The organism is Halobacillus halophilus, from assembly GCF_020171985.1.
GTDB lineage: Bacteria > Bacillota > Bacilli > Bacillales > Halobacillaceae > Halobacillus > Halobacillus halophilus_A.
On the sequence record NZ_JAIVAL010000004.1, the window covers coordinates 255,563 to 269,413 of the forward strand.

Below are 13,851 nucleotides of genomic sequence, written 5' to 3' on the forward strand. Positions count from 1 at the left end.
GTAAGTTGACCACGACAGTGTGTCGTGGCCGTAAATTATTCTGCTTCATCGTACTCTATATTTTTGTCCTTATGACGCTTTTGACATTCCTTACAAAGTTTAACTTCCGCCTCTTTTTTAGAGGTTAATAATTTACCACAATTACTGCATTTCCCAAACTCGTTAGGGTTTGCCTGGAAACCTGGAAGTTCGTTTTCTGGTCCTGGCATTCTCACCACTCCTCTCTGTAAATTTGGATATGTTTTTTCATTCCCATAATTCACTTTCTTCAATCATCTTGTTAGTTCTTCGGCTGCCATTAGCCCGGAAAGGGTTACTCCAAGGGTCCCAGCACCTGGGAAAACGGTATCTCCACATTGGTAAATACCTTTAATCCCGGTACGAATGGAATAGTTCCCAAGCCAGCTGTACTTACCGGTGGGCGCATATCCCCCTACTTTCCCCTGATCTCTTCGCAACCACTTCTGAAAAGTAACCGGTGAACCGGGTAACACAAGATCCAGATGATCGGAAAATCCAGGAAAGTAATGATTTACTGTTTCAATTAACCGTTGAGTCATGTCCTCTTTCGCAGCCTCATAATCTTCGCTCTCCCACCACTGAGATACGTTTGTATGAGTAGAAATCGTTAATGAGCGCATGCCTGGTGGCGCCATTTGAGGATCAGATGGATCTGACAGGGATAGTAAGAACTGCCCTCCATCATGCAAATCATCGGGGTGATTGGGATCGATAAATTGATGATAAAGCACATCGGTATCTTTAAAAACGTCTTCTTCCACTCCCGCGTGAATGATAAAGGCTCCCCATGCTTCTCTTGACTTTTCTTTTTCCGGCTTAATATAGGTTTGATCTCTTAATTCTTCTGACAATGTCTCATGTAAATTGTGAACAGAGTTATTTAAAATGACATAATCTGATTCAAACACCTTATTTCGTTTAGAATGCAAATAATAACCTGAACCATGCTTTTCCACTACACGGACAGGGTGGCGTAAAAATACCTCATTTCCCCTCTCTTTAATATACTTCGATAATTGTTCTGCTACAGAAGCCAGTCCTCCATGTACAGCAAACGCTCCTTTGTGAAACGTCTGTAAAGCCGTAAATCCCAGAAAAGCGGGACACCTTTCTACACTTGTTTGGACACTGTCCATTAATTCTCCATTTATAAAAATTTGAAAAAGCCGATTTTGGTGAAGGTTATATTTTTTCAATCGGTCATAGACGGTCTGTTTCATGTAAGGAAGTAATTGAATGGAGTTGCGACTGATCATGGGAGTTAATCGGATCCAGTCACTTAATGTTTTCGGCGGAAAAACAGGAAGCCTCTCAACCACAGCATCTACCATTTCTCCCACGCGAAAAACTTCATCATAGAAAGCTTGAATTCTGGAGGAATCTTCAGGGAAATGATGTTCAATTTCGTTATACCATTGTTCTTTCTTACTATAATAGTGGATGGTTCGATCGGGCATATGGATATCCATGATTGGGTTCAATAATGTCATGGGAGGTTTCTCTAAACCAAGAGAGGTGTACAAACGGTCAAAAACACCCCCTGGCTCAAACCCCATTCCCACAGTTGCTCCCGACTGAAATCGATAACCCCCTCGTTCATATTTGCCTGCACTGCCGCCTAATTCATTAGATGCTTCCAGGACGGCTACACTCATTCCTTTTCGAGTCAACTCTGCTGCTGCTGCGAGTCCACCAAAACCTGCTCCTACTATACAAACGTCATACTTCATTGTCATCGCCTTCCTTTGGTTTACTCTTTCCCTCTCTTTATTCATTTTAAATGAGTATGAGCCTATTGAAGATTCCTTGGGATTCTATCTTCCAGGGAAGAGGTTTTTATTTACTCTCTCCTCTCACAAAAATCATAAAAAGTGAACCAACAGGTACAAAAGCAATAAAGTTATACCACTATAGGGCCGGTTATTGTAGAACTCCGTTTCGAGATATTAGTTATAGTTAAGGACCTGCGGGGGACGATTCCACTTTCCGGCCCTGCCCGACGCAGGGCCGTAGGAAAGCGAGTTATTTCCCCACTAGCCCTCTTCCCCATAAAGTAACGGACCCATTTATCTCGAAACAGAGTCTTCAACAAACGGGAGTTTATCTTTAATATCAGCACATTCTAACAAAGCTGTGATTACCACACTCACAAAAAAGAAGACGACCTGGTTCTCTACCGGTCGTCTTCTCTGCTTCATTTTATTCGAAGGAAATAGCCCAGCTGCCTTGGCGCATGACAGCTTCTTTAGTTCCGTCTTCCAATATCCCATCAATATCCAGTTTGTCGGATCCCATCATAAAATCAACGTGAGACAAACTATGATTAATACCATTTTGATCTAGTTCCTCTTCACTCATATCAGAGCCGCCTGTCATATTGTTTGGATAGGCTTTTCCTAATGCTAAGTGACAGGAAGCATTTTCATCATACAAAGTATTGTAGAAAATTAACCCAGACTGAGAAATTGGTGACTCATGTGGTACAAGTGCCAATTCACCCAGGCGACGTGAACCCTCATCCGTATCAAGCAAATGCTTTAATGTCTCTTCTCCTTCTTCAGCAGAAAAGTCTGTCACTTTACCCTCTTTAAAAGTAAGAGTAAAGCCATCGATTACATTCCCTCCGTAGTTCAAAGGCTTCGTACAGGTTACTTTACCATCTACTCCGTATTTATGAGGAGCGGTGAACACTTCCTCAGTCGGCATATTTGGATTGAACTGAATATTTTCCTTCTCCGTTCTGGCAGGTCCGCCTTTCCAAATATGTCCTTTTGGAAGAGCTACCTCTAAATCAGTGCCAGGTGCCTTATAAACCAGCTTACTGTACTGTTTTTTATTTAAATATTCTCGGGCTTTAATCAATGTTTCATTGTGTTCTTCCCACGCAGCTATCGGATCTTTCTGATCGACGCGGACAATACTGAAGATCTGCTCCCACAGCTTATCCTGAGCCGTTTCTTCGCTTTCTCCCGGGAAAATCTTTTGGGCCCAAGCAGGAATTGGAATACTTACAATGGACCACTGTAGACGGTCGTTCATCGTGTAATTTCTGAATGTCGACATTGCTTCTGACCTTGCCTTATTAGCTGCTGCCACCTTACCTGCGTCGATACCTTTGAGTAGATCAGGGTCAGTAGAACGGATAGAAAGGATAGCCGCCCCTTGTTCAGCAAAATAAGTGAACTTTTGCTGCTGCCATTCTGGCACTTCGGATAATGTCTCTTGCGATGCATGTTCATACTTCATACGCGTGAGTTCATCGTCACTCCAATTAATATGTACATCCTCAGCTCCCATTTCAAAAGCTTTCCTTGCAACAACACGAGTAAATTCAGCACCTTCGATGGTAGAATTAATCATTAATTTTTGCTGCTCTTGTAAGTTGACTCCTGTTCTTAGAGCTAGTTCTGCATATTTTTCCAGTTTATCTTGGCTTGGCATTCTCATTTTGTACTTCCTCCCTATCGAATAATTGTATCCGTATTCATTATTCCATATTTACATTCCTATGTCACAATAAGAGACCCGGTATTGTCCGGGTCTCTTAGTATTATCCATCCTTCTCGATTTCTTCCACAATTAATGAAAGTTCTTCCCAGCGCTCCATCTTTACTTCTAAGTTGTTTTCCAATTCTTCTTGCTTTTTGTAAAGCTTTTGCACCTTGTCGAAGTCACTAGCTGCGCCTGAAATCTCTTCTTCCACTTCCTCAAGTTGAGTTTCTAAAGTGGCAATTTCATCTTCAATGGTTTCCCATTCTTGTTTTTCACGATAGGTAAGTTTACGTTTTCTGTTTGATCTTCTGGTTGCCTCCTGGGCAGACACATTTTTTCTTTTGCTATCCTCTTCTTTCGCTTCTTCGCGGCGCTGTTCTAGATACTCTGAATAGTTTCCATAAAAACGTCGGATTTTTTCCCCTTCAAATGCAACGATCTTGTCAATCGTCCTATCAAGGAAATAGCGGTCGTGAGAAACCGTAATAACGACTCCCGGAAATTGATCCAGATAATCTTCCAGTACACTAAGCGTTTCTGTATCTAAGTCGTTGGTAGGCTCATCTAAAAACAGCACATTTGGTTCACTCATGAGTACGCGAAGCAGGTAAAGTCTGCGGCGCTCTCCACCTGATAGGCGTTTAATATACGTCCATTGCTGAGGTCTCGGGAATAAAAAGCGCTCGAGCATCTGCTCCGCAGTAACTTCGTCACCATCAGCGGTAGTAATGACCTCAGCCACTTCTTTAATATATTCGATAACTTTAAGGGATTCGTCCAGTTCCTCGTGATCTTGAGTATAATACCCAATCTTAACAGTCGAACCAATCTTCACCTTACCAGCATCCGGCTTGATTCTTTCAGCCATAATGTTTAGAAGTGTCGTTTTTCCAGAACCATTAGCTCCTATAATTCCTAATCGCTCCCCTGGTACGACGAGATAATTAAAGTTCTCTACAATTTGGCGGGACCCAAATGCCAGAGATATGCCATCTAATTCAATGACTTGATTCCCTAGTCTTGTCGATCCGATGGCCATATCCACCTGCTCTGTCTGCGTATCAAACGTCTCATCCTTCATGGCTTCCACGCGCTGTTTTCTTGCTTTCTGTTTAGTTGTACGGGCTTTCACACCACTTTTAAGCCACGCTAATTCTCTTTTTAGTGTATTGCGGTGCTTTTGTTCAGCCTGACGTTCCCACTCTTCTCGTTCTGCCTTTTTCTCTAAGAAAGTTTCATAGTTTCCTTCATAAATATATAAACTTCCTTTATCCAGTTCATAAATTAAGTTGGTTACTCGATTTAAGAAATATCTATCGTGAGTAATGACCATTAATGCACCTTTATAAGAGGCCAAGTATTCTTCCAGCCATTCAATGGTTTCATTGTCTAGATGGTTGGTAGGTTCATCCAGCAGCAGCAAATCAGCAGGCTGGATCAGTGCCTTTGCGATAGCTACTCGCTTTTTCTGCCCGCCGGACAAGTCTTTCACCTGTTTCTGGTACGACTCAATTCCAAGCTTTGAAAGCACAGTCTTAGCCACGGTATTAGCTTCCCAAGCATTCTTTTCCTCCATTTTTTGCTGCAGGTCCAACATTCGCTGCTGAACATCGGGGTCTTCAGGATTTTCAGAAAGTTCAAGCATCACCTTCTCATACTTTCTCATCACCCTCATGATGTCTGAATCACCGTAATAGATCTGTTCAAGCACAGTCTTATCCTCTACCAGGTCTGGATCTTGAGGTAAATATTCAACCGTAAAATCTTTAGCATGATCGATCTGCCCACTATCCGCTGTTTCCAGTTTGGCCAGAATTTTCAACAAAGTAGACTTGCCTGTGCCATTTACTCCAATTAGCCCAATTCGCTGCTGATTGGTTATGGTAAAAGATATATCTTCAAATAAATCCTTATCTCCGAAACTTTTGCTCATATGATCAATTGATAAAATACTCATCACGCTCATCCTTTTTACACGAATCTTTTCCCATCATATCACATGAGCTCAGCTAAGTGCTGAGTGAAGCTCACCTGTGTAAGTTCTTCCTTGTAAGGACTAAAAACCCCAGGACTTTAAAAGTCCCGGGGCAATCCTTACCTTTGTTGAGCTTGTCTTTTTTCCGTTTCCTCTGCTTCAATCGGCTGATCACGTCTCCAGTACTCCATTCCTTCAACACCTGGAAGGTGATCCTGATAGAAGACCGGATCGTTCCCTGCCTTACGCTGCTTCCTGTAATCTTTTAATGCGTCGTAGGCAACGGAGGATAATCGGAAAATGGCGTAAAGGTTAATTAAAGCCATAATCCCCATTGTTAAATCTGCAAGCGACCAGACAAGACCAAATTCTGCAACCGCGCCAAACATTACCATAAACAATACAGCGATACGGTAGATGAAAATATTGGATGAACTGGATTTAATAAACTCAATATTTGTTTCACCATAATAATAATTTCCAATGATGGAACTGAAAGCAAATAAGAATATAGCGATCGCAATGAAGATCGAAGCCCATGTTCCTAATTCAGATTCAAACGCTGACTGGGTGAGCTGAATGCCATCAAGATCAGTACCTACATAATCACCTGCAAAAAGAATGATGACAGCAGTAGCACTACAGATAAGTAAAGTATCTGTAAACACACCAAGCGTCTGGATTAACCCCTGTTTTACAGGATGCGTCACTTCAGATGTAGCTGCGGCGTTAGGTGCACTCCCCATCCCCGCTTCGTTGGAGAATAGTCCGCGCTTAATACCTATTAAAATCATACCGCCGAAAGTACCGCCGGCTACCTCTCTAAACCCGAATGCTCCTTGAAAAATTTGCCCCACCATATTCGGGACTTGACCAAGATTAATGAAAAGCACATAAGCAGCAAGAATGATATAGAAGATTGCCATAACCGGAATAATGTACTGAGTAACCTGTGCAATGCGTTTTAATCCTCCAAAAATAATTAAAGCCACAATCAATGTTAAAATACCGCCCATTACCCATTTTTGAATATTAAATGAGTTTTCAAAAGCAAGGCGAATCGTATTCGACTGAACGGAACTAAAAACAAGACCATAAGTAAATGTAATCGTGATGGCAAAGAGAATACCCAGCTTACGGTTTTTCAGCCCTTTTTCCATATAATAAGCCGGACCGCCCCGATATTGATCATTATCGGGAATCTTATAAATTTGCGCCAGTGTACTCTCTATAAAGGCGGACGCTCCTCCAAGTATCGCTACAAGCCACATCCAGAACACAGCGCCTGGACCGCCTACGGTAATGGCAGCTGCCACACCAGCTAAGTTACCTGTTCCCACCCTGGAAGCCGTACTAATTGCAAATGCCTGGAACGGGGATGTACCTTTTTTCCCTTCTGCCGAAATTGACCGCTTATCAAACAACACCTTAATCATTTCAGGAATGTAGCGGAACTGCACAAAATTAAGTTTGATCGAAAACCATAACCCACAACCTAGCAGGGCAGCCACAAGTATGTAACCCCACATGTAAGTATTCAAGGTTTCAAGTAAAGCACCCACGCTTCTCCACCTCCACATTTTATTCAAATAATTGCCAATTATGGGACATTTCCCAATATAATAAAGAATTAAACCGCTTTCTAATTAAAACACCCTTATTAATCTACCAATAAACCCAGTTAGACTCAAATGAAAAATTTTTACAAACTCCGCTACGTAATTTTTCGTCATGAAAAGCAGACTTTAACAAAATAAGTTAGAGTTTAACCGTAAATGAATGAGCAAGATAGGTTTTAATTTTTCTATTGACTTGATAATTATTTTCATTACAATAGTAAATGGGATTGAAAATCATTTTCAATAAGGAAAAATAGTAGACTACATATGAGGTGAAGGAAATGAAAAACAAATGGTTTTTAGTAAGCATTATGCTGATTGTATCCATCTTTGCTTTAGCTGCATGCGGCAGCAGTAACGATGAAGGCTCCTCCAATGAAAGTGAGGATACTGAAGAAAGTACCTCTGATGAAGGTTCCTCTGAAGAGAACGCTTCTCAAGAATCAGAAACAGGGGGCGAAGTTAATCTATACACGGGCCGTCACTACGAAACAGATCAGGAGCTATACGATACATTTACAGAACAAACTGGTATTAAAGTTAATGTCATTAAAGGCGACGATGATGAACTGATTGCACGTCTTGATCGTGAAGGAAAGGCTTCAGAAGCTGACTTGTTAATGACTGCTGATGCAGGACGTTTATACAGAGCAAAATCTCAGGACCTCCTGCAAGAAGTCAGCAGTGATGTTCTAAATAACAATATTCCCGAGAAACTTCGCGATCAGGAAGGTCAATGGTTCGGACTTACAAAAAGAGCGAGAGTTATTGCCTATCATAAAGAGCGCGTAGATGAGGAAGACATTCAAACTTACATGGATCTTACAAAAGATCAATTCCAGGATAAAGTGCTGATCCGCTCTTCTTCTAACATTTATAATCAGTCTCTTCTTGCTTCTATGATTGCTTTAGAGGGTGAAGAGAAAGCAAAAGAATGGGCACAGGGGATCGTGGATAACATGGCACGCGAACCAAAAGGCGGAGACCGTGACCAAGCTAAAGCTGTTGCAGCCGGCGAAGGTGACGTAGCAGTTATGAACACTTATTATTTAGGAAAACTTCTGAAGTCTGAGGATCAAGAAGAAGTAAAAGTTGGAGAACAGCTTGGCGTTATCTTCCCTAACCAGGATTCCACAGGTACTCACGTTAATATCAGCGGAATCGGGATGACAGCCAGCAGTAAAAACAAAGAAAATGCACAGAAATTCATGGAATTTCTGACGACAGAAGAAGCGCAGAAACAATTCGCAGAAGCTAATTACGAATACCCTGTGAATCCAGATGTAGAGCCATCTGAGCTTCTTAAGAGCTGGGGAGAATTTAAAGAGCAGGACATTAATCTTTCTAAGCTTGGTGAAAACAACGACAAAGCAGTTAAGATTATGAACGAAGTAGGCTGGAAGTAATACCAATGCGCAAGTGCCGTACTCTTAGAGTACGGCACTTGGTATATATACAAAACAATTGAGAACTGTTATCATCTTTATAGGTGTTCACTCTTGAATCCACTAGACACAAGGCTGCCTGATGGATTGAGGATTGAACTCAACGATGCCCTAAAGGACGTGTCCCGATTGAAGCTGTTCCGTAAGCTGCCTGGGTATATGAACATATGGTCTCTGTTTAGCTTGATCATTGTCATACTCATCTTGCTTCCAAACCTAACTATTCTAATTAATTTTTTTACGCAAGAAGCTGATAACTGGGCTCACATTCAGGAGTTTATCCTTCCCGATCTGCTTAAAAATACAAGTTTGCTAATCATATTTACAGGAGCTCTCACGATTTTAATTGGAACGAGTTTAGCCTGGCTTGTCTCCGCTTATGATTTTCCTATGAAAAAGTTCTTTAAATGGGGTCTTATTCTCCCTTTAGCTATCCCGCCCTATATCGCGGGATACACGTACAATGGCATTCTGAATTATACGGGAGTCATCCAGTCAACTCTTCGAAATCAACTAGGATGGGAAGTCAACCAATCCTATTTTGATATATTAACTCTTCCAGGAGCCGTTTTTATCTTTACCCTCTTTCTGTTTCCTTATGTTTACACGATCACAAGAGGGTTTTTAATGAATCAATCTGCTTCTCTAGTTGAGAATGCCCGGCTGCTTGGTAGGAACCCCTGGGAAATCTTCTTCCGTGTGGTGCTACCGATTTCACGAAGTGCAATTGTCGGAGGCGTAAGCCTTGTCCTTTTGGAAGTATTGAATGATTACGGTGTTGTGCAATACTTTGGAATTCCTACTTTCAGTACGGCGATTTTCCAGACGTGGTTTGGAATGAACGACTTGAACTCAGCTATTAAATTATCTGCTACACTCATGTTTATTGTGTTTGGTATTCTCATTCTGGAAAAAGTTCTGCGAGGCCGTAAGAAGTACAGTTATTCTCAAGCTAAAGTGAGGCCGCTGGCTCCAATAAAACTTAAAGGAGCTAAAGCATGGTCCGCTTTCAGTTACAGTCTGATCATCTTTTTACTCGGGTTTTTGATTCCGTTTATTCAGTTAGTCGATTGGATGTTCCTAACATTTGATAAAATTGCCTCTCCGCAGTTTATGCAGCTTATTTGGAACTCGCTGCTCGTTTCCTTTACAGGAGCAACTGCCATAATCATATTTGCTGTGATCATTGCGAACTTTTCACGAATGCACCAAAGTATTCTCTCTAAGTCAGCCGCACGGGTTACCATACTGGGATACTCTATTCCAGGTGCAGTCATCGCTGTTGGAATAAGCACCGTTTTCATCCAGATTGATAACTTGTTGTTTAGTTTTTACGAATCTATTGGTATGGAACCTACTTTATTCTTAAGTACCAGCTTGTTCATGCTGGTTTCTGCATATGTGATTCGCTTTCTTGCTATTGGGTATAACTCTATGGAGTCTGGCTTTGAAAAGGTCGGCAACAAATTTACGGAAGCTTCCCGTATGCTCGGAATGAATTTAACTAAAACCTTCTTTAAAGTAGACCTTCGTATGGTTAAAGGTCCTCTAATCAGCGGATTTATTCTAGCTTTTATTGAAATATTAAAGGAACTGCCTTTAACTCTGATTTTAAGACCATTTAACTTTGATACTTTGTCTACTAAAGCCTTTCAATACGCAAGCGATGAACAAATCCATGAAGCTTCGCTCGCCTCTATTATTATCGTTCTTATTAGCGGAATCGCCATCTATATTTTCCATCAAGTATTAGAAAAGGAGCCAAATTGATATGTTTATCCAAATCGAAGATCTTTGCTTCAGCTATGGAAATTCAAAAAATAATACCATACAAAATTTCAATTTAACTATTGAACAAGGTGAAATCATCTCGATTCTTGGAGAGAGCGGCAGTGGTAAAAGTACAGTACTTCGATTACTTTGTGGACTGGAAACCCCAAGCTGCGGAAAAATTAAAATCAACGACCAAGTGATGACTGACGATCGCCGTTTTATATTACCCGAAAAGCGCGGCATTGGAATGGTATTTCAAGACTATGCTCTCTTTCCTCATATGAATGTGAGCGAAAATATCCAGTTTGGACTAAAAGGCTTTGGGCGGAAAGCTAAGCAAAAACGGGTTCAGGAGGTTCTTGAACTCGTTAATATGGAAAGTTATGCCAAGCGATATCCGCATGAATTAAGCGGTGGTCAGCAGCAGAGAATTGCTCTGGCTCGAGCACTTGCTCCTAAACCTTCTTTACTGCTTCTGGATGAACCTTTCAGCAACCTGGACGCGGATCTACAAATTAAGATACGCAATGAATTGAAAGAAATTATTAAGCAAACTGGAATTACTTCCATTTTTGTAACCCATGATCGTGAAGACTCAAGAGCTATAGCAGATCGCATTATAACGATGAGAGACGGAGCAGCTCACGACTGGAACTCCATTTGTACATCTCGTTACGACCAAAAAGCCAATCAAAAAGAGACCGTCACGATTACCTAGCTCCTTCCATACAAAAACGCTGCCGTGTTAAACGGCAGCGTTTTTATGTTATCTATTTCTTTTCCAAGGCAATTTAGTTCCGAATTTCTCCGCAAGCTCTTTGGACTCTTTCCTTCTTTCTTTGCGGTATTCATGACGTCTCTTCGCTCCGTCATGCAGCCACTGTTCTTCTTCTGTCTCTGGATAGACACCTGGTACAGTGGAAGGCTGGTTGTTGTCGTCTACCGCAACCATTGATAGAAAAGCAGTGGTACAAACTTTGCGGTCGCCTGATAGTAAATTTTCAGTAGTCGCTTTGACAAACACTTCCATTGAGGTGTTATGAGTGTAAGTAACAAAAGCCTCTACACAGATTGTATCCCCTTCTTGAACCGGCTGCAGAAAGTCAACTGAATCCGTTGAAGCTGTTACAACCGGCTTCCTGCAGTGTCGCACCGCAGCAATAGCGGCTACATCGTCAATATATGCCATTAACCTTCCTCCGAATAAAGTTCCGTGACTATTCGTGTCAGGTGGCAGTACGTGTGAGCTTTTTACAGTAAGTGAATCTATACATGGTTTTGCGTCCATTAATTTCGTCTCTCCTTTTCTATGGAATCGTTCTCTGATGATAGTATACCATGAACGTCTAAATTCAACCTTCAGGGGGCAAATGAATTTCGAATAAGGCCCCCGGCCGATCTGGGTTGTTTGCGGCTCGAATTTTCCCACCGCTCCGTTCAATAATGGCTCTTGAAATAGCCAGACCCAATCCTGTTTCCCCTTCTTTTCCTTTAATAAAACGTTCAAATAATTGAGGCAGGAGATCCTCAGAAATCCCTTCCCCATCATCACTGACATGAACTTTAAGACCTTTGTCGTCTCTGTACGTATGAATATGAATCTGATTTTGGGCGTGGCGGATAGCATTACTTAAAATATTTATAAAGGCTTGCAGTACCCTCTCCTGATCTACATTAGAGTAGAATAAATCATTTGTATCCACCTCAATTTCCACACCTTTTTCCTGAGCTAACGGCAAGAGCCTGTCCTTAGCCTGATGCACTAATTCTATAATCTCGGTGCGTTCAGGGTGATATACATCCTCACTGCTGTCCAATTTGGCGAGCAGAATCATTTCATTTACTATTTTTTTCAACCGATCCGTCTCACTAACCATCACATTCAATCCTTTTTCGGCCGCTTCTCCTTCGAACACACCATCACGTATCCCTTCCGCATAGCCTTGAATAGACATCAGCGGTGTTTTCAGTTCATGTGAAGCATTTTGAAAGAATTGTTTCTGAGAGTGTATATAGCGTGCCAGTTCCTCTGCCATATGACGAACACTTTGTTCTACTTCTTTAATTTCACCAGTAGCTTCTACAGGACGTACATCCTTGAATTGCCTTTTTTCAATTTTTTTGACTTCTTGTTTTAACTTCGTCAGCGGCGTCACCAGTCTCCGTGTCAGGAAGTAGCTGACTACTATAGCAAGAACCAACCCAATTAAGAAGACAACCACCATTCGAAAAGCAAATACCGATTGAACGGCCTGCAAATCATTTAGTGGTGTCGCCATCACTAGAACTTCATCATTTTCTTCAGATAATGGAAAGTCATAGATAACGTACTTCTCTCCCCCGCTTTCCCACACTTCCTGGTTTTTCAATTCACTTTCATATTCCTGCATCCACGTACGTGCTATTTGAGAAGGCATCGTACGAAACAATATGGTATTTTCATTCACATTGAACAATAGGATAGGATAATTTCGATCCTGAAGAAGCTGAGACAACTGCGGACTCCTGGAAGCGTCTTCTTCGTTAATGATATCAATTAGAAGTTCTGCTCTCGCTTTAAGTTGTCTTTGTTCATCCTGGATCAGCATGTCCATTAAAAGGGAATAGATAAAAAAAGCAGTAATTGACATGATAATAATGATCAAGGCAGTAAATGCTGCATTCAATTGATAAAGAAGTTTCATGAGGAGTGTCCTTTGTCACGCAGCCTATAGCCATATCCCCATACGGTTTCAAGGGGAAGCTGCTTCATCTTTTTGCGCAATCGCTTAACGAGATCATCAACGGCCCGGTCACTGCCGAAGTAGTCTTCTCCCCAAACTTTCACTAATAACTCCTCCCTGGAAAATGCACGGTTTACTTGAGAGGCTAAAATCCGGAGCATTTCGAATTCCTTCGTTGTTACCTCCACTTCTTCATCCTGAAAATAAGCTCTGCGTTCTTCTTCATGGAGAAGGAGTTCACCGCTTTCAATTCTATTTTCCATGGAATGCTGCTCTGGCTGCATTACTTCCCAGCGCTTTAAATGACGTTTTACTCTTGCCACAAGCTCACGAGGACTGAAAGGCTTGGTCAAGTAATCATCTCCGCCAAGTTCCAATCCAAGGATTTTATCTACTTCTTCATCCTTAGCTGAGATGATAATAATTGGAACCTGGGAGCTCTCTCTTACTTTTTTACAGAACTCATAGCCATCCATTCCAGGAAGCATAATATCCAGCACCCATAAATCAGGCGATTCCCTTTCAAATATTTCCCACGCTTTCTCTGCTGTCTCAACGGCTGTTACTTTCAATCCCTCTTTTTTTAAATATCCTTCTACTATATCTCTGATATTTGGATCATCTTCTACCAATCCCACGAATTGATTCATCCGGACCACCCTCCTAAAGATCAGGTTTCCTCTATCATCTCATATTTTTATTCTCTCCTCCCGTTTTACACACTTTTTCCACATTTTCTCCAAAATCATTCCATATATGAGTCGTAGAATAAGAATTGTACAAAGAAACGCAGCACGAATTAG

11 protein-coding genes are annotated in these 13,851 nt (G+C 41.4%); 3 read left to right on the forward strand and 8 right to left on the reverse strand.

Going from position 1 to position 13,851, the window contains the following annotated elements; all coding sequences use genetic code 11:
* Nucleotides 1–35 precede the first annotated feature (35 nt).
* From LCM11_RS09740 to LCM11_RS09760, 5 genes are all read right to left on the reverse strand, one after another.
* Nucleotides 36–209, reverse strand: a complete 174-nt coding sequence (locus LCM11_RS09740) for a hypothetical protein (protein WP_173380438.1) — start codon at nucleotides 207–209, stop codon at nucleotides 36–38.
* Nucleotides 210–272: 63 nt separating this feature from the next.
* Nucleotides 273–1,751, reverse strand: a complete 1,479-nt coding sequence (locus tag LCM11_RS09745) for a phytoene desaturase family protein (RefSeq protein WP_263622448.1) — start codon at nucleotides 1,749–1,751, stop codon at nucleotides 273–275.
* Nucleotides 1,752–2,220: 469 nt separating this feature from the next.
* The gene (locus tag LCM11_RS09750; RefSeq protein ID WP_224894051.1) at nucleotides 2,221–3,468 is read right to left on the reverse strand and encodes an aminopeptidase; all 1,248 of its coding nucleotides are present in this window, start codon (nucleotides 3,466–3,468) and stop codon (nucleotides 2,221–2,223) included.
* Between the two features lie 103 nt (nucleotides 3,469–3,571).
* Nucleotides 3,572–5,470: an ABC-F family ATP-binding cassette domain-containing protein gene (locus LCM11_RS09755; protein ID WP_224894052.1), complete on the reverse strand. Its 1,899-nt coding sequence runs from the start codon at nucleotides 5,468–5,470 to the stop codon at nucleotides 3,572–3,574.
* A 137-nt stretch (nucleotides 5,471–5,607) separates the two neighbouring features.
* Nucleotides 5,608–7,017 carry an alanine/glycine:cation symporter family protein gene (locus LCM11_RS09760; RefSeq protein ID WP_263622460.1) on the reverse strand — a complete coding sequence of 470 codons (1,410 nt, stop codon included), beginning with the start codon at nucleotides 7,015–7,017 and terminating at the stop codon, nucleotides 5,608–5,610.
* A gap of 371 nt (nucleotides 7,018–7,388) precedes the next feature.
* Here LCM11_RS09760 and LCM11_RS09765 point away from each other — a divergent pair, with 371 nt between their 5' ends.
* The 3 genes from LCM11_RS09765 to LCM11_RS09775 all read left to right on the forward strand — a co-directional run bounded on the left by LCM11_RS09765 (nucleotide 7,389) and on the right by LCM11_RS09775 (nucleotide 11,043).
* The gene (locus tag LCM11_RS09765; RefSeq protein WP_224894054.1) at nucleotides 7,389–8,513 is read left to right on the forward strand and encodes a Fe(3+) ABC transporter substrate-binding protein; all 1,125 of its coding nucleotides are present in this window, start codon (nucleotides 7,389–7,391) and stop codon (nucleotides 8,511–8,513) included.
* 198 nt (nucleotides 8,514–8,711) lie between these two features.
* Nucleotides 8,712–10,322, forward strand: coding sequence for an ABC transporter permease (locus LCM11_RS09770; protein WP_224894077.1), 1,611 nt, complete (start codon nucleotides 8,712–8,714; stop codon nucleotides 10,320–10,322).
* Nucleotide 10,323: 1 nt separating this feature from the next.
* Nucleotides 10,324–11,043, forward strand: a complete 720-nt coding sequence (locus tag LCM11_RS09775; protein WP_224894055.1) for an ABC transporter ATP-binding protein — start codon at nucleotides 10,324–10,326, stop codon at nucleotides 11,041–11,043.
* Nucleotides 11,044–11,091: 48 nt separating this feature from the next.
* On the opposite strand, the gene LCM11_RS09780 is transcribed toward LCM11_RS09775, so the two are convergent.
* From LCM11_RS09780 to LCM11_RS09790, 3 genes are all read right to left on the reverse strand, one after another.
* Entirely contained in the window at nucleotides 11,092–11,613 is a 522-nt protein-coding gene (locus LCM11_RS09780; RefSeq protein ID WP_224894056.1) for an acyl-CoA thioesterase, read from the reverse strand.
* A 64-nt stretch (nucleotides 11,614–11,677) separates the two neighbouring features.
* Nucleotides 11,678–13,009, reverse strand: a complete 1,332-nt coding sequence (locus LCM11_RS09785) for a sensor histidine kinase (protein ID WP_224894057.1) — start codon at nucleotides 13,007–13,009, stop codon at nucleotides 11,678–11,680.
* Complete coding sequence (locus tag LCM11_RS09790; RefSeq protein WP_224894058.1) at nucleotides 13,006–13,698, reverse strand: response regulator transcription factor; 693 nt, start codon at nucleotides 13,696–13,698, stop codon at nucleotides 13,006–13,008. The genes LCM11_RS09785 and LCM11_RS09790 overlap by 4 nt, the downstream gene beginning before the upstream one ends.
* Nucleotides 13,699–13,851 lie beyond the last annotated feature (153 nt).